Origin of the sequence: Nocardia terrae, from assembly GCF_009760405.1 — a bacterium.
GTDB lineage: Bacteria > Actinomycetota > Actinomycetes > Mycobacteriales > Mycobacteriaceae > Nocardia > Nocardia terrae.
This window is the reverse complement of the sequence record NZ_WRPP01000010.1, coordinates 243,194-267,903: the sequence shown is the minus strand read 5'-3', so window position 1 is coordinate 267,903 and position 24,710 is coordinate 243,194. Positions and strand designations below refer to the sequence as shown.

The 24,710-nt window shown below is 66.1% G+C and carries 24 protein-coding genes and 1 pseudogene; 11 read left to right on the top strand and 14 right to left on the bottom strand.

Translation table 11 applies throughout. The features are described from left to right. Positions 1–35 precede the first annotated feature (35 nt). Genes GPX89_RS37030 through GPX89_RS37015 form a run of 4 tightly spaced genes read left to right on the top strand, consistent with a single transcriptional unit; the run spans position 36 to position 3,600 of the window. Positions 36–680, top strand: coding sequence for a GntR family transcriptional regulator (locus tag GPX89_RS37030; RefSeq protein WP_157392373.1), 645 nt, complete (start codon positions 36–38; stop codon positions 678–680). A gap of 15 nt (positions 681–695) precedes the next feature. Continuing rightward, entirely contained in the window at positions 696–1,457 is a 762-nt protein-coding gene (locus GPX89_RS37025; RefSeq protein WP_157392372.1) for an aspartate/glutamate racemase family protein, read from the top strand. After that, entirely contained in the window at positions 1,454–2,872 is a 1,419-nt protein-coding gene (locus GPX89_RS37020) for an amidohydrolase family protein (protein WP_157392371.1), read from the top strand. Before GPX89_RS37025 ends, GPX89_RS37020 begins: the two co-directional genes overlap by 4 nt. Before the next feature lie 5 nt (positions 2,873–2,877). Continuing rightward, positions 2,878–3,600: a maleate cis-trans isomerase family protein gene (locus GPX89_RS37015; RefSeq protein ID WP_328602728.1), complete on the top strand. Its 723-nt coding sequence runs from the start codon at positions 2,878–2,880 to the stop codon at positions 3,598–3,600. Between the two features lie 228 nt (positions 3,601–3,828). Here the strand turns inward: GPX89_RS37015 and GPX89_RS37010 are convergent, their stop codons facing one another. Continuing rightward, on the bottom strand, positions 3,829–4,572 hold the full coding sequence (locus GPX89_RS37010; protein WP_157392370.1) for a hypothetical protein: 744 nt from the start codon (positions 4,570–4,572) through the stop codon (positions 3,829–3,831). Between the two features lie 747 nt (positions 4,573–5,319). Here GPX89_RS37010 and GPX89_RS37005 point away from each other — a divergent pair. Both GPX89_RS37005 and GPX89_RS46360 read left to right on the top strand, forming a co-directional pair. After that, on the top strand, positions 5,320–6,147 hold the full coding sequence (locus tag GPX89_RS37005) for an enoyl-CoA hydratase/isomerase family protein (RefSeq protein WP_157392369.1): 828 nt from the start codon (positions 5,320–5,322) through the stop codon (positions 6,145–6,147). A gap of 99 nt (positions 6,148–6,246) precedes the next feature. After that, positions 6,247–6,570: pseudogene (locus tag GPX89_RS46360) on the top strand (IS110 family transposase); the annotation flags it as partial. A gap of 266 nt (positions 6,571–6,836) precedes the next feature. On the opposite strand, the gene GPX89_RS36995 reads toward GPX89_RS46360, so the two are convergent. The 4 genes from GPX89_RS36995 to GPX89_RS36980 form a co-directional block, all read right to left on the bottom strand. Then, the gene (locus GPX89_RS36995) at positions 6,837–7,028 is read right to left on the bottom strand and encodes a hypothetical protein (protein ID WP_157392368.1); all 192 of its coding nucleotides are present in this window, start codon (positions 7,026–7,028) and stop codon (positions 6,837–6,839) included. Continuing rightward, complete coding sequence (locus GPX89_RS36990) at positions 7,025–9,367, bottom strand: hypothetical protein (RefSeq protein ID WP_157392367.1); 2,343 nt, start codon at positions 9,365–9,367, stop codon at positions 7,025–7,027. The genes GPX89_RS36995 and GPX89_RS36990 overlap by 4 nt, the downstream gene beginning before the upstream one ends. Further along, complete coding sequence (locus GPX89_RS36985) at positions 9,364–9,651, bottom strand: hypothetical protein (protein ID WP_157392366.1); 288 nt, start codon at positions 9,649–9,651, stop codon at positions 9,364–9,366. Before GPX89_RS36985 ends, GPX89_RS36990 begins: the two co-directional genes overlap by 4 nt. 66 nt (positions 9,652–9,717) lie before the next feature. Then, positions 9,718–10,245 carry an MspA family porin gene (locus GPX89_RS36980; protein WP_328602727.1) on the bottom strand — a complete coding sequence of 176 codons (528 nt, stop codon included), beginning with the start codon at positions 10,243–10,245 and terminating at the stop codon, positions 9,718–9,720. 1,359 nt (positions 10,246–11,604) lie between these two features. Here GPX89_RS36980 and GPX89_RS36975 point away from each other — a divergent pair. The 3 genes from GPX89_RS36975 to GPX89_RS36965 all read left to right on the top strand — a co-directional run bounded on the left by GPX89_RS36975 (position 11,605) and on the right by GPX89_RS36965 (position 14,113). After that, positions 11,605–11,976 (top strand): hypothetical protein, encoded by a 372-nt coding sequence (locus GPX89_RS36975; RefSeq protein WP_157392364.1) that lies wholly within the window; start codon positions 11,605–11,607, stop codon positions 11,974–11,976. Positions 11,977–12,122: 146 nt separating this feature from the next. Next, positions 12,123–13,241, top strand: coding sequence for a radical SAM protein (locus tag GPX89_RS36970; RefSeq protein WP_157392363.1), 1,119 nt, complete (start codon positions 12,123–12,125; stop codon positions 13,239–13,241). Next, entirely contained in the window at positions 13,238–14,113 is an 876-nt protein-coding gene (locus GPX89_RS36965; protein WP_157392362.1) for a hypothetical protein, read from the top strand. The genes GPX89_RS36970 and GPX89_RS36965 overlap by 4 nt, the downstream gene beginning before the upstream one ends. A gap of 255 nt (positions 14,114–14,368) precedes the next feature. On the opposite strand, the gene GPX89_RS36960 is transcribed toward GPX89_RS36965, so the two are convergent. Then, on the bottom strand, positions 14,369–15,367 hold the full coding sequence (locus tag GPX89_RS36960; RefSeq protein WP_157392361.1) for an alpha/beta hydrolase: 999 nt from the start codon (positions 15,365–15,367) through the stop codon (positions 14,369–14,371). Then, the gene (locus tag GPX89_RS36955; protein WP_328602726.1) at positions 15,367–16,008 is read right to left on the bottom strand and encodes an HdeD family acid-resistance protein; all 642 of its coding nucleotides are present in this window, start codon (positions 16,006–16,008) and stop codon (positions 15,367–15,369) included. The genes GPX89_RS36960 and GPX89_RS36955 overlap by 1 nt, the downstream gene beginning before the upstream one ends. Before the next feature lie 197 nt (positions 16,009–16,205). Here GPX89_RS36955 and GPX89_RS36950 point away from each other — a divergent pair, with 197 nt between their 5' ends. Further along, on the top strand, positions 16,206–17,012 hold the full coding sequence (locus GPX89_RS36950; protein WP_157392360.1) for a tyrosine-protein phosphatase: 807 nt from the start codon (positions 16,206–16,208) through the stop codon (positions 17,010–17,012). 36 nt (positions 17,013–17,048) lie between these two features. Here the strand turns inward: GPX89_RS36950 and GPX89_RS46090 are convergent, their stop codons facing one another. Next, a complete protein-coding gene (locus GPX89_RS46090) occupies positions 17,049–18,218 on the bottom strand; it encodes a PucR family transcriptional regulator (protein ID WP_157392359.1) in 1,170 nt (389 codons plus the stop codon). 331 nt (positions 18,219–18,549) lie between these two features. Between GPX89_RS46090 and GPX89_RS36940 the strand changes: the two genes are divergently transcribed. Further along, complete coding sequence (locus tag GPX89_RS36940; RefSeq protein WP_157392358.1) at positions 18,550–19,701, top strand: sialidase family protein; 1,152 nt, start codon at positions 18,550–18,552, stop codon at positions 19,699–19,701. A gap of 80 nt (positions 19,702–19,781) precedes the next feature. Here GPX89_RS36940 and GPX89_RS36935 read toward each other — a convergent pair whose 3' ends face one another. Genes GPX89_RS36935 through GPX89_RS36910 form a run of 6 tightly spaced genes read right to left on the bottom strand, consistent with a single transcriptional unit; the run spans position 19,782 to position 24,704 of the window. Next, the gene (locus tag GPX89_RS36935) at positions 19,782–19,994 is read right to left on the bottom strand and encodes a hypothetical protein (protein ID WP_157392357.1); all 213 of its coding nucleotides are present in this window, start codon (positions 19,992–19,994) and stop codon (positions 19,782–19,784) included. Between the two features lie 57 nt (positions 19,995–20,051). Next, positions 20,052–20,765 (bottom strand): aspartate/glutamate racemase family protein, encoded by a 714-nt coding sequence (locus GPX89_RS36930; RefSeq protein WP_157392356.1) that lies wholly within the window; start codon positions 20,763–20,765, stop codon positions 20,052–20,054. A 16-nt stretch (positions 20,766–20,781) separates the two neighbouring features. After that, complete coding sequence (locus tag GPX89_RS36925; protein ID WP_157392355.1) at positions 20,782–22,062, bottom strand: NAD(P)/FAD-dependent oxidoreductase; 1,281 nt, start codon at positions 22,060–22,062, stop codon at positions 20,782–20,784. A gap of 9 nt (positions 22,063–22,071) precedes the next feature. After that, positions 22,072–22,947 carry a family 3 encapsulin nanocompartment shell protein gene (locus GPX89_RS36920; protein ID WP_157392354.1) on the bottom strand — a complete coding sequence of 292 codons (876 nt, stop codon included), beginning with the start codon at positions 22,945–22,947 and terminating at the stop codon, positions 22,072–22,074. Further along, positions 22,941–23,762, bottom strand: a complete 822-nt coding sequence (locus tag GPX89_RS36915; RefSeq protein ID WP_328602725.1) for an SDR family NAD(P)-dependent oxidoreductase — start codon at positions 23,760–23,762, stop codon at positions 22,941–22,943. The genes GPX89_RS36920 and GPX89_RS36915 overlap by 7 nt, the downstream gene beginning before the upstream one ends. 6 nt (positions 23,763–23,768) lie before the next feature. Beyond that, entirely contained in the window at positions 23,769–24,704 is a 936-nt protein-coding gene (locus GPX89_RS36910) for a sulfotransferase (RefSeq protein WP_157392353.1), read from the bottom strand. Positions 24,705–24,710: the final 6 nt, after the last annotated feature.

The window sequence follows — 24,710 nt, the reverse complement described above, 5'->3', positions numbered from 1 at the left end:
ATCGAATCAGAAGCCCGACTCGAGGAGAAGACGTGATGACACCGCCCGTCGAAGCGCCACAGCGAGATCGCCCGCTGCGTGAGGTGGTCCGCGACAGGCTTCGGACGCGCATCTTCGAAGGCCACTACGCCCCGGGCACGCGGCTCGTCGAACGCGACCTCGCCGCCGAGTTCGATGTCTCCCGGCTCCCGGTTCGCGAGGCGCTGCGGATGCTCGTCCAGGAGGGCCTGGTCACCGAACGCGGACGCGGTTCGGTGGTCGCGGAGCTGAGCGAGAAGGATGTGGCGGATCTGTTCGAAGTGCGGCACTCACTGGAAGTGCTCGCCTGCTCGCTTGTCGCCCAGCGCGCCACCGCCGAGGACCTCGCACGACTCGAGGGCATTCTCGACCGCGCCGTGGACGCGTTGTCCCGCGGCAGCATCAACGAGGCGCATCGGGCCAACAGCGAATTCCACGACGAGATCACCAGGATCGCCGACAACCGCTTCCTCCGAACGGCGCTCGAGCCGCTGCAGGGTCGCATGCACTGGCTCTTCCGCCACGTCACCAACCTGCCCGAGCTCGTGCAAGAGCACCGCGACCTGCTCGCCGCCATCGCGAGCGGCGACCCCGAGCGCGCGGCGGCGCAGTCGGCGCAGCACATCGACAAGTACCGCGCGCAATACCCCGAAACCATCTGAGAGAGAGGGATCTTCATGAGACTTCTCGTCGTCAACCCCAACATCAGCGACGACGTCACCGAGTTGATCCGTGCCGAGGCGATGCGCTCGGTGGCACCGACGACGGGACTCCTCGTGCGCACGGCCGCTCACGGAGTCGAGTACATCGAGACCAGGTTCGAGGCGCTGCTCGCCGCGCAGGCCGTCGCGGAGCTGATCGCCGAGCATCGCGATGTGGACGGTGTGGTGGTCGCCGCGTTCGGCGATCCGGGCATGCCCGCTCTCAAAGAGCTCGTGGACGTGCCCGTCATCGGGATCACCGAGGCCGCGTTGTGTGCGGCGGCGCTGCAGGGCCGGCGCTTCTCGATCATCGCGATCTCGGACCGCATCACGCCGTGGTATCGCGAATGCGTCGAGCACTTCGGGTTCGGGAATCGCCTCGCCTCGATCCGGTCGATCAAACAGGCACTGCGCGGAATCGGTTCCGTCCAGGACGATTTCCGCGCACCACTCGTGGAGCTGGCACAGCGCGCGGTCGCCGACGACGGTGCCGATGTCGTGATCCTCGCCGGTGCGCCGCTGGCCGGCCTCGCCCGCGATGTCATGGCCGAGATCCCGGTTCCCGTCGTCGACGGCATCGGGGCGGGCATCCGGTTCGCCGAGGCCGTCGTCGGTCTCGCGTCCGGGCCGCACCGGGCCGGTTCGTTCGCGGCCCCGCCGCCCAAACCGCGTCGCGGTCTCGGAACGGCGCTTGAATCCGCGATCGCCGCGGCCCAGGCCGAAGGGAGAACCGCATGAAGGCCGATCTCGTGATCGCCCATGGTCTCGTCGTCAACGCCTCCGGCTCGCAGGCCGCGCACGTCGTCGTCTCCGGGGGTCGGGTGATCGCTGTCCTCGACGCGTCCGAGCCGGTACCCGAAGCCCTGCGAGTCGTCGACGCGACGGGACGCGTGGTGATCCCGGGCGGGGTCGACGGGCATTGCCACGTCGCCCAGGTGACGGGCCGCTATCGCACGCTCGACGACTTCGCGGTGACGTCGACGGCCGCACTGTGGGGCGGCACGACCACGATTCTCGACTTCGGCATCCCGCGCGACGCGGACGAATCTCCGCTGGCGGCCGCGCGGAACAAGCTCGACCTCGCCCGCGCGGCCCGCTGCGACGTCGCCCTGCACGCGTCGGTCATCACCTGGGACGAGACGGTACCGGCGCAGCTCGAGGAACTCGCGGCGCTCGGCATTCGCTCGGTCAAGATGTACATGACCAATCGCGGCACCACGATGGCCGACGACGACACCGTCCTGCGGGTCATGCGGGAAATGGTGCGCCTGGACGGCCTGACCTACATTCACGCCGAGCACGACGCCCTGGTCGTGGATTGCACGGCCCGGCACGCCGCCGCGGGTGAGATCGGGATCGCGCACCTGCACGAGACCCGGCCCGAGCTCGCCGAGGAAGCCTCGGTCCGTGAGGTCCTCGCGATGGCCGAATACACCGGCGCACCGGTGTATTTCGTCCATCAGTCGACGCCCGGCGCCGTCGACCTGGTCGCGGCGGCCCGCGCCCGCGGCCTCGACGTCCACTCCGAAACCTGCCCGCATTACCTGGTACTCGACGATGGCGTGTACGCGTCGCGCTTCCCGGAACGGTTCGCGTGCTGCCCGCCCATGCGCTCGCCCGAAACGGTTGCGGCACTGCGGAAGCGGTTCGCGGACGGCTCGATCCACACGATCGCCAGCGACCACTCCTGCTACGACCTCACCCAGAAGCGTGAGCGCAGCGACGACATCCGGCAGATGCCGCACGGGCTGCCCGGGGTCGAGACACGCATGCCTGTCGCGTTCACGGCTCTGGGCTCACCGACACCGCGGGCACTCGAACGGTTCGTGGAACTGTTCTCCACGGGCCCGGCTCGTATCAACGCGTTGCCCGGCAAGGGTGTGATCGCGCCCGGCTACGACGCCGACCTCGTCGTATTCGACCCCGCCGAGGTCCGCGCCGTCGACAGCCGGGCGTTGCACATGGGCACCGATTTCTCCCCGTTCGAGGGAGAGCTGTTGCGCGGCTGGCCGCAGATCGTGGTGGCGGGTGGCCGAGTGGTCCTCGACGAGCGTGGCTTCCACGACCCCGGACCGGTGGGTCGTTTCCTCGCGCGCCGCGGCTACCGCGAGGCGGCGGCACGCGAAGAACTCGTCGCAGCAGCAGGAAGGTGATCACAGTGGATGCCCGACGCCCGACCAGAATCGGCATGATCGTGCCCTCGTCGAACACGTGTCTCGAGCCGATGAGTTATCGGATCCTCGGCGACCGTGCGGATGTCACGATCCACTCCGCACGCATCCCCGTCACCCGAATCGCGCTCGACGCGGGCTCGGATCGACAGTTCGATGTCGAGGGCATGCGGCGGGCCGCCGAACTGCTCGCCACCGCCGACGTCGACGTCATCGCCTGGAACGGCACCTCCGGCTCATGGCTCGGACCGCGGCACGACCGGGAGATCGCGGCCGAGATCACCTCAGCCACAGGCGTTCCCGCAACGACGTCGACGCTGGCCTACCTCGACGCCTTCGCCGAATTCGGGATCGCGACGATCGGGCTCATGACTCCCTACACCGCGGATGTCAACCGGCAGGTGATCGATCGCTATGCCGACGAAGGGGTCCGCGTCTCCGCCCACCGCGCCCTGGGACTGAGCGACAACGAGTCCTTCGCCCGTGTCCGGGCCGGCGAGCTGCTCCCGGGCTCACTCGAACTGGCGCGGGACCGCCCCGACGCTCTGGTGTTCCTGTGCACGAATCTGTACGGGGCGCCGATCGTGGCCGAGCTGGAGTCGAACACCGGCACAGCGGTTCTGGACTCGGTCGCGGTGACACTGTGGCGCTGTCTGCAACTCGCCGGCGCCCCGCTGCTCGATTCTCGATGGGGCAAGCTACTGGCGTGAGACGGGCGGCTCCAGCCGGGGCCTCCGCGTGAGCAGCGGTCAGCCGCACGGCGTCGCCCTGCGTAGACACGCCGGAACCCTCGAATTCGACGCGGGTGAAGGCGCTGACGTGCACTGGTTCGCTCAGGATCCGAGATAGACTCTGCTGGTTGATGTTTCCAAGGGATTCGTCGCAGCTCCAGCTGCGTCCCCAAGCTCGGATCTGCATCGCCGAACGGAACGGGGCAGCTACGACAACTTGTCGATCCGAACCAGCAGGGGCTCGATGGAAGCTGGTGTCGCGTCCTCGATCGCGAGTGTGGTTCCGTCTACCAACTGGATGTCGAGTCTTTTCACACGGTATCGATCGATGAATCCGTTCAGTATCCGAGTGGTGAGCGTCTGCGCGTCTTCGGTGGCGCTGACTGCAACGATCATGTCGATTCCAGGCGGTGCCGACATCCTGAATCCCCCACCGTGCCTTCTCTTCTGCTGTTGCCGTCGGGCCAGTTCCTGATCTCGCCTTGTAGTGTCGACAGTCCATGAGAGACCCAGATCCCGCAAACCGTCCGCGTAGATCTCCTCCAAGACCTCTGGTACGTCGTAGATCACAACCCGCTCGGCACTCAACAGCCGCAAACTGAGTTCCACAAGGGGTTTGGTCAGTGCGTCGTCGAGCATCGACATCAAAGTGTCCAGGCCGCCACCATCGACACCGAGCACCGCGGTTCGAGCGTCCACGAAGTAGCTGACCGATATCCCGGTCAGCAATTGCTGCTCGGACAGCGATTCGAGCAACAGGCGAAACTCCGACCGCGATCTACCGTTCCAGCCTCGGCGAAACACCTCCAATTCGAGGCGGCCACCGAACCATGGCGGGTCGCGGTCGAGGAGTCGTTCGCGTAACACGCGGTCCAGATCTGGGTCGGGCGACCACAGCCACACACACGGGTAACCGAAGCGGTCATCGATGCGCACGTTCAGAATCCCCACCCCTCCAGAGTCTCACGAGCACAGCACAATTGAGAGAAAACGCTCCACCTCGTCAATCACCCCTACGATGACGGAGTCGACCTGCCCGCGGCCCGGTCAGCGAACCGATCCGACTCGAGATCTGACCACGCCCTGCATTCCGCTGGAGGACTTTCGGTCAACCTCGGACCTGTACCGCCACTGGACCTTCCGCCCCGCTGCGCTGACCGGTTCGATCAGCGCGTCTCGCAGCTAGGGCAGTGCGTTGCTTGTCCTGGGCAACCTAGGCTAGGAGCCAGCACGCAAAGCTGCGGAAGGCTCTCGGTTGTACCTTGGCCGGAATGTTCGGCTTCGATCTTCTCCGTCGACGTGATCGCGCGGTAGGTCAGTCGCAATCGCCGTTTCGTGACTGTTTTCGTTACGATCAACAAGGGGTTGCTCTCTTTCGTCACGAGGCGTACCGCTCGCACCCCCCAACATGATTCGCGCGGTTGAGCGCATCCTGTTGGGGCTCGAAAGCCATTGTATTGCCACGTATCCAGTCAGCGGCTCTGCTTTACTGCGCGCCGCGTGCGACGCTCCCAGCGGGGCGACAACGCGCCCTGGCCCGGCGAGATCAACTCGTCCCGCCACGTTACGCGACAACCATTGCCGTAGTCGTCATTTCGTTACGGGCGCCACCTTGTCGACCTGGCGACAGAGCATGAGTACTCGTATCGTCCGACTTACGGGTTACCCAGCCCGGATCGGCGACGAAAGGTCAACATCATGCCCGGCAGTCTGGACGAATGGCGCACGCGCACAGGCGGTTTCGTACCACGCCCCGACTTCGACGACTACGCGCAGAAGTACTCGAGGTATTTCGCCATGCAACGCCGAGACGGCATCCTCGAGCTGCGGATGCACACCGATGACGGTCCCGCGCAGTTCGATTTCGCCGTTCACAACGCGTGGGCACAGGCATGGCTCGAGATCGGCAACGACCCGGAGAACGAGGTGCTCATCCTCACCGGAACCGGAGACCGGTGGCTCGGCGCTCCGGACCCGGCACCGGCTGAATCCGCGCGAAGGACGACCTCCGGCCCCTTCCCACCGGACTTCGGTTACGAGCACGGCTATTACGACGCGACCAAGCTGATGGAGAACTTCGTCTTCGGCATCGACATCCCTACGATCGCAGCGATCAACGGCCCGAGCATCGCGCACACGGAATTCGCGCTGCTGTGCGACATCACCTTGGCAGCAGAAACAGCCACCATCACCGATCCGCACTTCCTGGTGGGAACCGCACCCGGCGACGGCCAGCAACTGACCCTGCAGGAGATCCTCGGCACCAAGCGCGCGTCCTATCACCTCTACACCGGTCGGCCCATTGACGCCCGGGAAGCGCTCGAACTCGGACTGGTCAATGAGGTTCTCCCCCCGACAAAGCTGCTTCCCCGAGCGAGGGAACTGGCTGAGACCATCATGAAACAACCACGCACGACCCGCCGATTGACCCACGCCATCGCCACCCGCCCCTGGAAACGCCGCCTGGTCCACGACCTCGGCTTCGGCGTGGCGCACGAGATGTTCGGGATCAGCACGGGCCGATAACATCGCCCGATTCAGCCCCGAGATGCCGCACGTCATTGATCTTCAGCCGGGACACGTCGACGAGTCGGATGTCAGTCGTCCGCGGCAACGACCAGCGCCGCAAGACTTCTCGCCGACACTGGCGATATCCACCGCTTCGCGACCCGCGACCGGTTCGCGTCCTGGAACGGAACCGCACCGCTGGACGCCTCCTCCGGAGACCAGAAACGGCATCGACTTTCCCGCTCTGGCAACCGCAAGATCAACCGGGTGCTCCACATCATGGCCGTTGTCCAGCTCCGCCACCGCACCCCGGGCGCGCCTACTACGACCGCAAAAGACTCGCAGGCAAGACCTCGATGGAAGCAATGCGAGCACTCAAGCGCCGCCTGTCCAACAGCGTCTACACACGCATGCTCACAGACCAGGACCGACACGAATTAGCAGGCCTGGGAGGGCAATCGGGAACGACTACACACTCCAGCGCGACCGGCTCCAACCCGCACACCGATCCTTCGGACAAGCCATATCCCGGACCCACCAAACAGAGTAACCCCGACACCCGAACCAGGTCTTGACCTGAAGGGGCGCCATGAGCGGATGGCTCAACGGGATATATTCGGCTCGTTGATCTTCGGTGGCGTCACGCTGGCGGGGTCGAACCGCCCGGGTCGCGGCTAGGTGTCTTCCCGTGACTCGATCGCCGCGATCTAGCGGCGCTTGGGTGGGAGTCCGCGGGCTGCCCGGTATTCGTCCAATAGGCGTTCGGATGCGGCAAGACGCTCTTTCACCGATTGGCGTCGATTCTCGACCAAGTCTTCGGCATCCAGTGGAGAGGGGGAGGACGACGGGTTGAGGAAATAGGCAAACCATATTGCCAGTTTTCCGAACAGCCGTCTCATGAGAACACTCCTTTTATTCCGCTCCATACCGATCGCAGTCCACCATCGATTCCATCTTGCCAGCCAGTCGGCATCTGCCCGTACAGCCATTTGGTGCCGAGGTAGACACCGACACTGACTCCGATCACCGCGGCACCTGTGACGATCGCCGGAGCTGCGAGCCCCGCCGCTGCTACGCCTGCGGCGATGGCGGGGGCTGCGAGGATGCCGGCCGCGACACCCGCGGTGCCGGAGGTGATCGCCTGCCCCGGACGAACGCCCTGCTTGATATCGAAATACATGCCGAGCGGGGCGAGGATGATCGCGCTCTTGCCGAGGACCTTCGCGGCCAATCCGAGCCGCGACGCCGCGGGCGCGAGCGCCTCGGCCGCCGCGGCGCTCTGCGAAGCCGAGCGCGACGCCGCGAGCCATGCGGCATCGAAATCGGTGCTGACGTTCATCACGGCCTGCCCGCGGGAAAGCTGTGCAGTGAGATTTTCCATCGCGCTCAGCACCGAGGAGAGTTGACGCTCGACGAGGAACTTCGTGGCCGCCGCGCCGCCCTGCGCGGCACGCTGTGGCCATCGTTGGAGTTGTTTGTCGATGGCTTTGTCGATCTTGTTGCCGAACTTGTCGAATGCCGCTGCCGAACCGTCGGCGAACAGGACGATTTTCGAAAGGTCCGAGGACACGATGGTGATCGTTCCGTCGTCGGCCACGGTCGTGGTGGCCGATGTCCCGTCACCGACATCGGGGGTGAACAGTGTGCCGTCGTCTTGCAGATAGACCACATTGCCCTGGTCGTCGGTGGTCTGCGCCACGATCGAGTGTGTGGACACCGTGCCGTCGGCATTCGGGACCGACCTGGTGACAATCGGAACACCGTCCTGGTCGAGGGTTTTGGTGATGATCGAATTCCCGGCGGTGACCTGACTGTCACTGCTCGCGTGCCCGGTCGGGGTCTCGTATTCGGTGTGTAGGTCGGTGTTTCCGGGTGTGGTCGTGGTCGTGGCGGTGGTGACGTTGCCGGAACCGTCGGTGAATTGGGAGTCGATTCCGGTGTCGGTGACCTGTCCTTGCACGTGGATGGGATTGTCGGAGCCCGCGGCGGGTTCCTGGTAGAACGTGCCGTCGGGGTATTGGACGGTGTGTGAGCCGTCGGGGTTGCGGGTCCAGGTCGTCACCCCGCCGTTTCCGTCCGGGACCGACCGGACGTCGCTGGTGGTGCCGTCGGCGTTGTCGATGCGGGTGTCGATGGTGCCGCCACTGCCGGGTACGGGTGTGGAGGTGGCGGTCGAGACGTTGCCGTGCCCGTCGTCGTGGGCGCTGAAGACACTGCCGTCGCCGTGGCTGCTCGAGGTGGTGGTGCCACCGTGGCCGTCATCGCTGATCGTGCACTGCGGCACGGTGTCGGGGTCGGCCAGGATCGGGTAGACCGTCTCGCTGTCGGGTTCGATGTGCTGGACGATGGTGTCGTCCTCGATGTCGTACCACGTGCGGACGGGCCGTCCCAGGGCGTCGTAGGCCCAGGGCGGTTTCGTGTGCGAGACAACGGCTCCCGCGTTGTCGAGTACGTCGATCGATCCATCGGGATTCTTGCGCAACCGGCCGCCGGGCGGAATGTTTTGCGGGAAACGGTATTCGCGCGGTGCGCTCGGGTCGGTCATCAGAATGAAGGTCTGTTGCCCGCCGTCCCAGGGCTTGTTGATCGTCAGCTGTCGCGCGGCGCTACCGCCACGCAGCCGCAGCGCCGGCGCCAGGAAGGCCCCCGCTCCTGCGAGCAGGAGCCACGGGATTCGTCCGTCACCGCCCTCACGCGCCGGACTCGGCGCGGCCGGCGCTTCGTCCCGCGACGGGCTCGGGGCGAGTACGGGCGGCGGAACCGGTGTGTCGGTCGGCTCGGGCGCGGGGGTATCACCGGCCGGGTGCGGATGCCTCGCAGGATCTTCCGGTGCGACCGGGGCCGGCGAATGCGACGGGTCCGGGGTTGGCGCGGACACCTCGCCGGATTCCACTGGAGGTGCCGGGATGGGCACGATCGGTGTTCCGGTGCCCGGCGCGATGGACGGCGGGGTGAGCGCGCCTGCGCCGATTCCCCCGCCGCCGCCGGGCTGGGACGGCACGCCGGGAGTCTGTGATGGCAGCGGCGGCGGGGTCGAGATCGTCGGCGGTCCGCCGGGCGGCGGGGTCGGGACATCGATGCAGGGCCAGCCCGGATGCATGGCCTGCCATTGCTCGCAGGGCACATAACCTTGCGCGTCCGCGGCTGGTGACCCCGCGAGCGCCAGCGCGCCGATCCCGAGACCGATTGCGCCCGTGGCCAATCCGAGCGCGGACAGGCGCGTGAACGGGATGCTCACCGGCGGCCTCGGCGGGCCGTGGCCTGGTCGCGCAGTGTGTCGATGCCCCACCAGGTCAGCCGGCCGGCGATCGACATGTAGAGGAAGAATGCCATATAGACGAGGATCGAACCGTAATCGTCGGCCCAGCCCGGCATCTGGTTCAGATTCGCGAAGGCCACGATCAACAGCACGAGTCCCAGCGCCAGACCACCGAACGCGACAACGGTCGGATTCAATGGTTGCGGAGCAGATTTCGTGTCGGGAGTCCTCGCGGTCGTGCTGCCGGAAATGGTGTCGGTCATCGATGTCGGCCTTCCTTGACTAACGCACTACGAGGTGAGGTGAAAGGAGTGGGGCACGGCTGTGTTTCACAGCCAGATGGCGTCGCCGTAGACGGTGATGTTGTGATCGGCGGTCGGGGTCGAGATCGCGGCGGTGGCGTAGGAGCGGATGGTCACCGGTCCCGCGCAGGCGTCCACGCGGATCTCGACCTGCTCGGCGGTGATCGAACCCCTCGACGCGGCAAGCGGTTTCGAACCGAACGCGACCGTGGAGATCGCACCGGGTCGCAGGGTGGTGGAGATGTTCGGGTTCACCGAGGCCTGCCCGCCGATCGTCACTCCCGGGAATTGCGAGATGGTGACGCTGGCGTTCGGACCGATCGACAACCCCATCCCGAGAGTCAGCCCGTTGGAGACATCGACCGCGCACCCGATCTGGTAACCGAGGGTGACGGTGCCGCCGGTAACGGGCTGCGTTCCGGCGCCGGTAACCTCGGCGATCGCCTTGAGACTGACGAATCCTTCCCGGCTGACCGGAGATCCCGCCAGGTTCGGCCACCGATCCAGATTCTCCCCCGTCTTGGTGACCGCCAGTGTCCAACCGTCATCGGTCACGGTCTGCCGATACTTGTCAGCAACCCCATCCGCACTCGCCGAACCTTCCGCCCAAACCCCTACCAGAAGGACTGTGGCCAGTACTCCAGCACCAGCAGTCGCCGTTTGTCGCACAGACACCCAGAACACCTCTCCGCAATCAGTAAACATCTAGCAAACTTCTTGCGGAGGTTTTCACAAGGGACGGACGTCCCGACAGTCAAATGAGATGCCCATCACCGAATGGCCGGACCGTGGCACCCGCCACATCCCGCTGGCCACGGCCTCGAATGACGTTCCAGCACTATCCGATTCACGCCAGCTATTGCTGGTGCGCCCCCCGCCAAAATGGTCGCGTGTCCATATCGTTACCGACGGGGACACGCCGGTCACTCTCCGACCTGGGCAACGCGGAAGAGTTCGGGCCGTCGAATCTCGAGCCTCGCGGCACTGGCAGCCCTCGGCGCCGGCCTCGAAACCGCCGTCGCCGCCCTCGGCGGCAGCCATGACGGCCATCAGGTCGCCCACCGGGTGGCCGGTCTCGCTCTGACCCTGCCGGTCGTGGTGTTCCTGCTGGTACTGACACTCATCGAATCCGACCGCATCGGACATCCGGACCGCTCACGGCTGTGTTTGTGGCTCGCAGCCAGCGTCGTACTACTGGCCTTGGACTGGCAGGGACCCCACCTGTGGTCGCCCTCGGCACCGGGCTGGTGCTGGCGGTTCTGGTCGCCACCGTGTCGATCGCCGCCAGCCGCCGCTACCACACCATCCCCGCGGTTGACATCTTGTAACCGGCGATGCAGGACGTTCGGTCAACCTCAGACCGATACTGCCACTGGACCTTCCGCCCCGCTGCGCTGGTCGGTTCGATCAGCGCGCCTCACGGCTACTTGGACACTTGATGGCGGGGCCGGGTCCCGGCCAGGATCCGGTCCAGGTACCCGGTGGGCCACTCTCCAATTCGGCTGCCCGGCTGCAGGACCGGGGTGTCTTGCCCATGGCCCGCTACCGCCCTGACCCCCAACCGGCCTGATCCAGGCTTCGGTTTGCCAGGCGCATCGGCTTCGCCGTCCACACTGGGCCGAATTGATCTGGGCGCGGTGTCGACGTTCGGAAGTAGGGGTTCGAACCGTCTGGGCCAGATCGATCTCACCCTGTTCTGCTCGAGATTCTCCCTACCGTTCGGTGTCACGATCCTGCTGTTGGTGGTCACGGGCGCCGCGAGCCAGCAAGCCGGAACCTAGAGGTCAGTGTTGGATCGGCGGCGACAGCGCGGGGTGTAACCCCCTTCCTTATCTGTAGATGTCTCGTCGCGTTCGTCGAAAGTACCCCGGGGCCACAGTGATTCGACGGGACATGGACCGGAAGGACATCCGAATGCCACCTCCATCACATCGCCGCACGGCGGCGATCGCACGGCTCGCCGGTATCGCGGCGACGATGGCCGCGGCCCCCGCGGTCGCGGTCATCATCGCCGGTTCGGCCCAGGCGGCGCAGGCGCCCGTGCAGCAGAGTGCCGATGTCGGCACGGCGGCGCGGGCGCATTTGTCGACGCTGCTGGGCCCGGGCGTCACCACCGAGCGGCTCTCGGCCGATCAGGCGACGAATCCCCATGTGCTGAAACCGAACCCGTTCCATCAGTTCCAGCAGTTCCATCAGGGGCCGTTCCGCCAGGGCTCGCCGTTCGGTCAGGACATCCCGTTCCACCAGGCTCCCGGTGACCCCTTCCAGGAGTTGTCGGAGCCGTAGTCCGGGATCGTCGGCGTCGCGTCCGGGGCACGGCTGACCGGACGATTCGCCGCGATCGGAGCAATTTCTCACACCCGTCGTCAGGTGTGCGCACGCCTGACGACGGGGCAGCGTCGTTCGTCTCCGCGAAAAAGAGAGTGCACCAAATGAATTCGACCAACCGGACCATGCAGATCGTGGTGAAGGTCTCGAAGTTCTGCAATCTACGATGCCGCTACTGCTACGAGTACCCGGAACTGGGCAACCGGGCAGCCATGTCGCGGGCGCAGGTCAGCGCTATGTATCGCACCCTGCGCGACCACCTCGATGTCGTCGACGCCCGCGACGGCCTGGCTACCGGCTTGCATTTCGTCTGGCACGGCGGCGAGCCGCTCATGCAGCCCGCCGAATTCTATTGGCAGACATGGGCGGATCAACGTGAGATCTTCGGCGAGCGGATCCCGGTACGCAACAGCGTGCAAACCAATCTGGTGCTCCTGGACGACGAGCGTCGCCGGTTGCTGTTACACGGGTTCGACTCGGTGGGCGTCTCACTGGATGTGATCGGCGGATTGCGGGTCAATTTGGCCGGGCGGGATTCACAGCGTCGGGTCACGGGCAATCTGGATCGGCTGGTGGCCGACGGCGGCCGGGTCGGCTGCATCTCGGTGCTGACCGCCCAGAACATTCAGGCTGTGGACGAGCTGTTCCGGTTCTTCGAGGCACGGCGACTCCACTTCCGGGTGCTGCCGCTGTTCGACACCGGTGAGCCCGGACAGACCACGCCCTTCGAAATCGACCGGGAGCAAGAGCTTTTCGCGCTCGCACGCCTCTTCGAACTGTGGCTGGCCAGCGACCTCATGCAGCGGCCGCCCGCACCCCTGGATGGATACGTGGAGATCGCGGCCCGATACCTGTCCGCCGCCCCGGGACCCGAATACCAGGACCGGCGTGCCTGGCTGCCGGTGGTGCTGGTCGACACCGATGGCTCTTGCTACACCTATGGCGAACCGTACGGCGACGCGGACTGGTCGATCGGCAATATCTTCACCGACTCGGTGGCCGACATGCTGTCGGGCCCGGTCTTCGAACGCTGCGCGGTGCAGGCCGAACGCCGGGTCGCCCTGAACTGCCTGCCCTGTCCGTTCTTCGACGCCTGCGGCGGAACCCTGCTGGCGGAGACCGAATCCTGCGAGCGCGACGAGGACGGTGCGGGCACCATGCTGTGCAGTGGCCGACCGGTCATCGCCTATATCGCGGAGCGACTGCACGAGACCGAGCTATGACGCTCGAGCATCGAACGGCCCTCGACCACACCGGACTTCGCGCCGGGATGACCATGCTGCTACCGCCCGGCGCGCCCACCACGGACCGGATCAGGCTCAGCTCCGGAATTCGGCTCGCCTCCGAGACGTCCTATGCCGAGGACTACGCCGACCGTGCCTTCGTGCCCCGCGGGCCTTGGCGAGCACCCACCTGCCACGAGCGCGCCCTGCTGTTCGGCCGTCCGGTGCCCGCCGCGCTGCCGGGCGAATGGCTCGCGGTGCTGCCCGCGCCCGCCCGTGTTCTGGAGGCGTGCGCCGTTTTTCGTGGACTGCCGCTCGCCACCGGCGAGTCGGGTGTCCGGGAGCTGGCCCACGGCCCGGCGGGCCGGACCGCGCTGGTCGAGATTCTGCGCTGGGCCGCCACCCTGACCGATCCCGCCCGCCCCGGGATCGAAGCCCCACTGCTGTACGGCAAGAGCCCCGCCGGCCAGCCGACCATGACCACCGGCGGCCACGGCCGCCGCGTCGGCCTGCATGTCGACAGCTGGTACACCGATCCGCTATCCGACCGGTCCACCGCACCGAATCGCCTGTCCGTCAACCTCGGAAGCCACGACCGGCACCTACTGTTCGTGAACGCGCCACTCCAGGGAATGGCACAGGCTCTGGCGCAAGTCGATCTCCTGTCGGGCGCCGCGGACCCGAAGTACGCACTCGGGCAACGCTTCATGGAGGTCTTCCCCCACTATCCGGTCACCCGCCTCACCATCCACCCCGGGGAGGCATATCTGGCTCCCACCGAGAACATGCTGCACGACGGCCACGCCGAACCGCACGGCGACATCGACACACAGTTCAGCTGCCGCGGATACTTCGCGGCCCCACGGCAGTAGCGGCGTCATACACCCGTTCACCCCGGCTCGGCCGGGTCGAGAACGAACGCGGACTTTGACACCGCCGACCCGTTCGAGGTGGCATATCAAGCACGCCAGCCAAGGTCTGGATTCGTACGCGGCGAGCGCATCTGTCCGTCGAAGTCATGTTGACGAAGTATCGGTTTTTCCGGTTGAACACGCGTGCGCAGTGGTCATGACTCCCCCGGACGCATATCGAAACAAACGGCGTTGCTGTGCAACGGCTTTCGTGCATTATCGGGAGCTGTCACTGCGGGTCTCCACGGTCGATCGGGTCAGTGGGGCCTGATATGCGGAACCGAGGTGATCGCGGATCATTTCCAGCGCGGCGCGGCATTGCTCGACGGGCTCGGCGTGGGTGAATCCGTGGTCGACACCGGGGAATTCGTGGTGGGTCACCGCGACCCCGCGCTCGCGTAGGTCGGCGGCGAGGTGGTTCATTTCGTGCCGGACGGTGTCTTGATCAGCGGTGATGATCAAGGTGGGCGGGAGCTCTCCCCTGCGGGGGTGTAGTGCGGGAGACGCCGTGGGCAGGGTGGTGTCGACGTCTTTGAAGTAGGTGGTCCGGATCAGGTTCATCAGTGACGGACCTACCACTGGATTGCGTTTGGGTGAGGTCCGTTCGGAGTCGGGAAGGGACAGGTTCGCGGCGCCGTATTCGATGCTGATCGCGATCGGGACGAAGGCGCCGCGGTCGATCGCGTCGAGTGCCACGGACAAGGCGAGCTTGCCGCCGGCGCTGGCGCCGCCGAGGCTGATCCGGTCGCGGTCCCAGCCCAGGTCCGCAGCATTGTCACGCAACCAGGCCAGGACATCGGAGCACTGCTCCTCCGACACGGGAAATCGAACCGACGGCGCGGTGTCGTAATCGGGCAGGACGACGTAGCAGCCGAGCTCCGAACAGAGAAACCGTGCGACATTGTCCTCCTGCGCAGGGCGGCGAATGACGAACGCGCCACCGTGGATGATCAGGTGGACAGGCGGCTTGCGGCCCTCGGCACGGGTTGCGGCGACATCGGCGCCAACGGGAGCGTAGACCAATGTGCGGACTGGACCGTGCCGTGTCGGGACCGTCATGGTCGTAGGCTTGCCGATCGGTTTGGTCGCGAACTGCACGTGCGGCGAGGAGTACCGCAGGCGTTCCACGATCGGGAACATCGCCTGGAACATCCGCGCCCGTAATGCCGGGTAGCGATCGATATGCGGATCACGACGAAGAAGTCCACTACCCATCAGGCACCTCCGGTTGTATTGGATACCAGTCGGTTCTTGACCTGGAAGGCCGAGATCACCTCGAAGACGCCGATGGCGATCAGCCAGCAGCCGACCACGATGACGAGCGTCGCGATCGAGCGGAACGGTTCGACGATCAGCAGACCGCCGCCGGCGACGAGCACGATGCCGAGCAGGACCTGCCAGCCCCGCCCCGGGATCACCGTATCCGACAGGGCGGTCACCAGGAGAACGGTGCCACGGAAGGTCCAGGTGATGCCGATCCACAGTGCCAGCAGGGCGATGGCCTGAAAATCGTTGCGGAAGCAGAAGAAACCCAGTACGAGGGACGCGATCGCGGCAATGAACGACAGCACCCGCGTCCATGGACTGACGGGTATCCCGAACGCGGCGATCAACCCGATCACACCCGACACCACCAGGTAAATGCCGAACAGGACACCGGCGACGACCAGGGTGGGCCCGGGCCACACCAGAATCACGATGCCCAACGCCACCGAGATGATGCCGGTGACCAGAATCGACTGCCACGCATTACGGGCCACAGCATGGACAGGCCCTTCCTGAACTCGTTCTTCGATGATTGCCATGAAATTGAGAATAGGGACAAATTCAATAATTGTTCCGGTGTCAAAGATCACGAGGGGTACAAATTGAGCAAACCGGGCCGATAGCACGACTTTCGAAATAGAGAACCGCAGATCAGGGAGCTGTTTTCCGGACGTTTGGCAAGATATAGAAATTCTCCGCAGATTTTCCGTTAGATTGCCAATGGCATGTCGATGACAACCGAGAGATGGTCAGGAGAATTGTCCGACTGGAACGAAGGAGGCGGCGCATGCATTCTCGTGGACTAACTCTGATGCTGGCTTTCACGGCGGCAGTCACGGTCAGCGCCTGTTCTACCAGAACCGACGCCGTGGTCGAGCCGCCCGCACGGACCTCCGCGGTCGTTGTCGGCGTCGACGAGCGGGCACTGCCCCTGCCCGGCGTAGAGAACGCGCGCGACGTGGGCGGTTATCGCACGGTCGATGGCCGCCGGATCCGGACCGGTCTGGTGTACCGCTCCGGCGAACTGTCCACGGCAAGCGATTCGGCCTTGGCCTACCTCACCGGCCACGATTTGAAAGTCGACGACGACCTGCGGCTGCGATCCGAGATCACCGAGGCCCCCGACCGAGTCGCGACGGGAGCGGCCTACCGCAACGCGGATGTCGTGGGACAAGCCTCGCCGCAGGTCATCGCGTCCGCCCAGAACGCGGGCCCCGACCTCTACCGGGCCTTCATCACCACACCCGGCGCGAACGAGGGCTTCGCATCGGTCCTGCACGACATCATCGACACCACCGACGGCACGGTTCTCTACCACTGCACCTCGGGCAAGGACCGCACCGGCTGGACCACGGCCATTCTGCTGACCGTTCTCGGCGTCGACCGCGACACCGTCTATTACGACTACCTGCTGTCCAACTATTACCGCGGCGCCGCCCCTGGAGACACCGCCAACGGGGTCGTGCCCGGCGCGCTGGATGCCGCTTTCGACCAGGTGGATCAAAGCTATGGCAGCTTCCGCAATTACGTCCGCGACGGGTTGAAACTCACCGATGCCGACACCACCGCGCTGAAGGAAAAGATGTTGCTCTGACCGGTTTCGCAACCGCTACACCTCGCACCCGCCACGTCACATGGTGGAGACATTGGCTCGCTGCAGCAGACGCGCGGTGCGCGCGGCGGCCAATGTCATTGCCTCGGTGGGATTTTGGGGATCGTATCCAGTCAGGTCGGTAATGCGGGTGAGCCGATAGGTGACGGTGTTGCGGTGGATGTGCAAGGCATCGGCGGTGGGATTCAGCGCGTAATTGTTGCGGACGAACACGTCATAGGTCTCCGCGAGGATCGGCTGTTCGTCGAGGGCGTCGAGGACGTGGGCGAGCCGCATTCGGGTTTGCGAATCCGCGGCGATCGCGTATTCGACCATGAACTGCTCACGGCGGCAGACGATCTCAACGCTATCGAGGCCGCGGCCGAGCTCGGCGAGCGTCCGCGCTTCCACGAATGCCTCCGGTAGCCCCGGCACCGGGCTCGCCGACACTCCCAGCCAGAATCGGGGCAGCGTGTCACGAATCGGACGCACTCGTCGTTCGAGTTCGGAGGTCGCGGTCGCGGCGTCGGTCTCACTGTCCAGCGGCAGCAGAGCGGTCCAGCCGCCGGCATCGGCGCGCACCAGAGCGGTGGAGATGTGCGGGAAATGCAAACGCAGATTGCCGACGGTGCGCGGAGCCGGGTCGGCGGCCCGGGCAACGACGACAAGGTACTTCTCCGCGAGCCGGATCGTCGGATCGGCGTGCATGCCCACGCTGTATCGACCCGTGAGGAGAGCATCGGCGAGGTCGTGACGCCGTTCGAGCTGTTCCCATCGAGGGTGAGCGGTGAAGTCGGCGCACGCGACAGCGACGCGGGTCGACACGATCGCGTTGTAGCGCGACAGCGCCAGCGCCTGGTCGGACAGCAGTCGCCGAGTGGGCTCGTCGGCGGCGGCGAGCAACTGACGCCAGATATGTTCGATTGCGCCCAGGCGGATATCGAGGACTTCCTCGAGGGTGCGGCCGTGGCCGACCGAGGCGCGCGCGGCCTCGACGATCGGGGCCAGCGCGGTGTCGGCCGGATCAGTGCCGTCGATGAGCAGCGCAAACAATAGGTCGACGTGCAGGTGCGCTCGCGTCAGGAAATCAGCGGCCCCGACGGCGGTCACATCGCCGGGCTCGGGGCTCGTCACCTCGAGGGTGTCCACGCAACGGTGAGCCGCAGTACGCAATTCCGTCAACGCCGCTCGTGTCCGCGCGTCGGTCACGGCCTCCCAGACCCTCTCTGCTGCCAACCTTCGACAAAGTGACAAACCGGTCGACGCAAGGATATCCCCGATGCGGGTGTTTCCAAGGCAGCCACGACCGGCGCCGCAACTCGACAAACAGCTGTTCTCGCCGATCGAAGGCGTCCGTTTCGGGTCCGCGATTCCTGCTCTGCGCCTTATGGCCTCGAGTTGTCCAGGCGTGTTAACACCGAGTCGGCCGGATCTCGAATCCATCCTCGATACACCATCGACGACTTCGTCGGCGTCGGTGGCTGTGGAATGAAGAGTCGTCGTTGTGGGGCCGGGTTGCGGTCCGAGGGAGGGGATGGCGTTGAGACGCAGGCTGATCGCGGTGATCGGGATGGCGGTCGTCGGCATGGTGCTGACCGGGATCGTGTTGGTGCGTGGTGGGTCCGTGAGGCACTCACCGGGTGACGCGAGCGGGCTGCCGTCGACGCCCGCGGCTGCGGCGGCGGCGGGTCCATGCTTCGAACCCGACTATGTGAAGTTCTCGTCCCCGGAGGAGGGCTGGGCGGTCGGACGAGCCGACTGCGGTTACAACCTGCCCATCCGGATCAAGTGCACCCATGACGGTGGCCGGACCTGGCGGAACCTACCTGCGGCCCCTTCTGAATTCGTTACCTACGGAATGACTCTCGTCGATGCGCGAACGGCTTTCACCCACTCGGGGGACACGTTGTGGGCGACGCATGACGGTGGCATGACCTGGTCCGAGCAAACGATCCCCGGTGTCGGTCCGCAGTCGTCGATGGCGGTGGCGGCGGGCCGGATTCAGGTGGCCGACCTCCGATCCGATGGCCTGCACATCTTGTCGAGCGATGTCGACCGGCAGAGTGACTGGACCGACGTGCGGGTGGACCTCGATCTCAGCGGACTCACGGCCGAGGACAGACGAGAGTTGCACGGGTATCCGGCCATCGACCTGTCCGGCCCCTACGGCTGGCTGATGGTGTACGGCAAGAACTCCGTGGTTGCCACCGCCCGACTGGTCGACGGAACCTGGGTGTCCACCGCCCAGCCCTGCGGTGCCGCCGGTCCGCTCGAGGCGAGCCTGTCCCCCGCGAACCGACTGCTGCTCGTGGAATGCGGGGGTCCCGGCCCCTATCACGTCGGACAGCGCCTGCCGCAGGCGATGACCTCGGCGGACGGGGGCGCGACCTTCGTCGCGTCCAACGCCGGGTGGCCGCGCGACCGGGACTTCTATCCTTCCCTCACCGCCACACCCGGACTGCTCGCGGCCACCGACAAGAACCAGTTGCTGATCACGGCCGACGGCGGGGCGCAGTGGACGACCGCCTACACAGGGCCGCCGAGCGCCGAGTTCGAAGGCGTCGAGTTCGTCTCGGCCACTGAGGGTTTCGTCCTGATGGATCCCGACCCCAACGGTCCACCGCACGCCCGACAGATACTGGTCACCCGCGATGGTGGTCGCGGTTGGAGTCCGCTCGTCTTCACGAGTTGACTCTCGGATCAGTCGCCACCTGGCAACCGAATCAACTCGCGTGTGTCATATCCCCCCGCGGAATTGGGCGGGGCCGCGATTCATTCGATTCGTTCTCGGATGATGTCGAGCAGACCGTTCATGGCTGCGAGCGAGGACCAGCGATCCGTGTTCGTTATTCCGGGATGCTGGTCGGATCGCGCGATGTATCCGGATTCCGCGTCGCACCAGTGCACATGGATCGCGGAGATTTGCGCGTCCTGATAGGTGTCGTCGATCGGTTGCCCGGCGGCGGCGTGCGTAGCGGTTGACATCTGCCCATGATGCCATGGATCTACTACATGGCGTAATAGTGGCGATCGCCACTGCCTTCAGCGATCGCTGATGCGGAAAGGCATGTGGGACAGGGTTTGGTGGACCATGTTGGTGAGGGTCACGATGTCGAATACCGGGATGTCCAGCAGTTGCTGGATGGCGTGGCCGTAGGGTACGAGGTCGGTGCATTCGATGACGAGTGCGCCCAGGCCGGGGTTGTCGGTGGCGAGTTGGGAGGCTGCGTCGAGGACCTCCGCGCCGAGGCGGTCGGCGTCGAGGTTGTTGCGGCGGCCTTCGAGGATTACCTCGCGGAATTCCGGGTATCGGGACATTCCGGTGACGCGGATCGGGATCGACTCGCCGCCAATGGCTTCCAGGTGGCGTCGGGTGAGGGCTTGGGCGTCGGCGACGAGTAGGCCGACGGTGCGGTCGGTGGCCAGCATGCGGTGGACCATGGGCAATTGGATGAGGCTCGAGCTGTAGAGCGGGACATGGACGGCGTCGGCGAGCCGCTGTTGGAACAGGACCAGGAAGCCGCAGGCGGCGGTGATCGCTTGCACGCCTTCGGCTTCGAGTTTGCGGGCCGCGTCGATGAACGGGTCGAGCAGGGTGGGATCCGCCTCGCTCACCACGCGGCGCGGGGTCGCGCCGGTGACGACTTGATAGACGACCGGAAAGTCGAAGGTGGCTGGATTGCGGATGTGGCCGGGAAGTTTGGTGAACGCTGTGTCGAGGCACAGGACACCGATCCGCACGTCTGTTCTGTCCATATCCTCACCGGCTGAGCTAGGCGATCCGAAACCGATTCGGCCGCAACGGGATCGGGTCGGTAAATGGCTGCTCGCCCGCCAGGAGTTGTGCGATGAGCTCACCACCGGCGGGTGCGAGGCCCATGCCGATATGGCCGTGTCCGGCGGCGACGAGGAGGTTGCGGAGGTCGCCGGCGGGACCGATCAGCGGCAGGCTGTCCGGAGTACAAGGCCGTAATCCGCTCCAGCGCTCCAGGATCGGCGTCTCCTCGAGCTCGGGCAGGAACTCGTGGACGGCGCGCCGCAATGCCTCGAGCCGGTGTTCGGAGACCTCCCGGTTCATCCCGGTCAGCGCGAGCTGACCGCCGATCCGGAGCCGGTCGCCGAGCGGAACCATCGCGACCTTGGCCTCGCTCAGCAACACCGGTAGGCCGGGTGCGCTCGGCGGCAAGCCCATGGTGAGGCTGTGGCCCTGGATCGGTTGCAGCACCAGATCCGTTCCCGCCATGCGGGCGCACTCGGTACTCCACGCGCCCGCCGCGATGACCACAGCGCCGGGGCGTAGCTCTCCGCGAGTAGTGCTGAGCCGCACGATATTCCGATCCCGAATCTCGAAATCGGTGACGTCGGTGTGCTCGCGGATCTCTACGCCCGCCTCGCGCAGAACCCGGCCGAATTCGAGCAGGAATTCCGGGACGTGCAGGTAAGCACCCTCAGGGTTGTACAGCGCGCCGTGAATGTCGAAGGTCGTCTTCGGCGCGAGCTCGTCGAGCTCACCGGGCCCGAGGACCCGCAACGGCACACCACCGGCCACGGTGCGTGCCACGCTCCGAGCGGCCTCGTCGAAGCCTGTCGCAGTCTTGAAGGCCAACACGATGCCCGGTGACTCCAACAGCGCCGCCATGTCCTCCGCGGCACACAGCTCGCGCAGGATCGCGAGGCCGCGCCGCTTCATCCCGATCAGCACCCGGAATCCGTGCGCCGCGGCCTCGGCCGAGCAAGCCTGCCGGAAATGCCCCAGCCAGCGGGCTAATCCGGCGTCCTCGCGCGGCTCGATGTACCAGGGCGAGTCCGGATCCGTCGCACCCGGTTCGGCGAGTGCGAGCATGTCGGGTGCGGCCAGGGGTGCGGCACCGTGCGTGCCGACGAATCCCGTATTGCCGGACGAGCACGATTGTGACCCGCCCAGCGCACCACGCTCGAGCACCGTGACCCCGGCCCCGCGTCGCCGCAACTGCTGCGCACAGAACAGGCCGACGACTCCCCCGCCGATGACCACCACATCCGGGTCCTCGAGAGTTCCCTGCTCGGGTGTCATGACCGCGGCCTAGATGCTGACGACGAAGAAGTTCGTCGGCAGATTGACCACGACCCGCTCGTAGATCTCGGCCTTCAACGCGATCCCCGGCTCGGTGAAGGTGCCCGCGGGCGGCTCGGCGAATCGGATCACCGAGCGTCCGGCGTCGAAAAGCTGTGCGCCGTGGCCGAAGTCGCCGACGATGGCGCTCCCCGGTTCGACCAGCCTGGTGCGGACGATGAACACACCGTTCTGCTCGAGGTCGTCCATCAGCCGCCCGCTGCCCATGGCCCGGTAGTAGTCGACCGGGTTGATGATCATGCCGTCGGCGGTGCCGCCCATCTGCTCGATCTCGTTGCAGGCGCGCAGGATTGTGGAGGCGAAGGGCCCCGGCTCGGGCATCCGCGCGATCTCGGGCATGTTCAGCAGCCCGCCCGGACCGCTGATGATGGTGTGGTTCTCGGCGGTGCACAGGCGCACGATCAGCCGGTAGTTGAGGAAGTTCTCGAAGGTGTCGGGGTCGGTCCACAGATCCGGTGGGACCTGTACCCACGCGGTGGTGGTGAGCAGCTCCGGAATCGGCGACTTGTGGAATCTGCTGGCCAGCTCGCGCCGGATTTCCGCGCCCTCGATCGGGGTGTCGTCCGGCGCGGGAGCGCTCTCGTGCCAGTAGAACTGGCGTGGATCGCGCGAGAGGTCGATCGTCTTGAGCATGTTGCGGGCCGGATTGCGCGGCTTGCGCCGCGAACTGGTCAGCGAATCGGTGATCGTGACGTCGTATTCGACCGCCGCGTCCAGCCCGTATTGCTCGCAGGCCTCGACGAACTGCCGGCCCGGCGACAGCTCGTGCTTGCGGTCCGCGACGACCTGCGCCAGCGTCGATTTGATCGAATCTGCCTTCAGCATGTCCCCTCCTGGGAAACGGTGTAATGCGATGAGGACGCGCCGAGCACGCTCGAGCCGCCGTCGATCAACTGGACGGTGCCGGTGAGGTAGCCCGCCCTCTCACTGGCCAAAAACGCTGCCATGGCGGCGATTTCGTCGGGCCGCGCGACGCGGCCGACCGCGGTCTTGCGGCCCACGGCGGCCAACTCCGCCTCGATTCCGGCCGCGGAGCCCTGCGCCAGGACCCGTTCCAGCAGCGGCGTGCGGGTCGCGCTCGGCGCGAGCACATTGACGGTCACGCCGTCGCGTCCGACGTCCGCGGCGAGGGCCTGCGCGAATCGCACGATCGCCGCCCGGCTCACTCCGGACAGGGCCAGCCCGCTGATGGGGACCACCGCGGTCTCCGAGGCCACGAGAAGGATTCGGCCCCACCGCGCCTGCCGCAGATGCGGCAGGGCCGCCAATGTCAGCTGGACCGCGGGCATGAGCACCGTGTCGATGGCCTGCCGGTACGCGCTCGCCTCGAAGGCCGTCGCGTTCCCGGTGGGCGGTGTGCCACCGCTGACGCCCACGATGTGGAGCCCGCCGAACTCCGCGGCGACCTCGTCGACCCAGTGTTGTGTCGCCGCCGGGTCGGTGATGTCCACGCGGCTGGCATGAACTCGCGCGCGTGCCACCGCTTTGATCGCGCGTTCGGCGGCGGCCAGGCGTCCCGGGTCACGCGCTCCGATGGCGACGTGTGCGCCCTCGGCGGCCAGTTCCTGCGCGATCGCCAGCCCGATGCCGCTCGAGCCGCCCGCTACCAGCGCGACCTTGTCGGCGAGTCCCAGATCCACTGTCGCTCAACCCCTCCCATGTCGATGCGGGGTCAGATACCCGTACCGGAGCGCCAGCGGCCACGACAGTGCCGTCGCGGTCGCTTTCGCCGAGTTCGGCAGCGCGCCGCGCCACGAGTCGTCGGTCGGGCGGATGACGGTGACGCCGGTGTTGAAACGGTCCGGGTTCCCGGTGACCGTGTGATTGGCGTGCAGCTCGATGGTGCGGCCGGACATCGGGTTGGCCGCCGGATCGATCTCGCACAGTCGCAGCACCGCGTCGACGGTCCCGGCCGGATCGGCGATGAAGTCCTCGTATCGCAGGAACAGCGACCGCCGCGGGTACCGGCGGCCGATCGCGTGCGATGCGAGGTTGAAGCCGGTCCAGTAACCGGTGCTCTTGGCCGCCGACATGGCGTACACGTATTCCTTGGGCTTGCTCCAGGATTGGGCGACGGCCCGGGGATCGCGCACCAGGTGCAGGTAGTACGGGTCGACTCCGTCGAGGTGGGACAGCAGCGCCGCCTCCCCCGGCATCTTCGAGGTGTCGACGATCACCCGCGCCTCGCTGCGTTCGGCAATAGTGCGGTAGACCTGGGCCAGCAGCTCCGCATGCGCGCGCATCGGCTCGTTGCGCAAGCCGCGCCCGAGCACCTGCCACGTGTGGCGGGTGCGGAAATGGCCGAGCTGTCGCCGAATCACAGTGTCCGCGTGGTCTTCCAGCGTCGTTCCCTCCGGCCTGCCGACCGGAAGGACGGTGGACCAGAACGGGCAGTCGACGAGCTTGTGCCCGCAGCCGCACAGCTCGTTCACGCCGCGCCCGGCGGCGTTCTTCCACAGGAAGTGCAGTTCACCGACGTGGAATACACCCGGAATCTCATTGAGGATGTTGCCCAGGATGGTGCTGCCGTTGCGGCACCACCCGGTGACGCACAGAATCTTGACCGGTGGCGCGCTGCTCATCTGCGG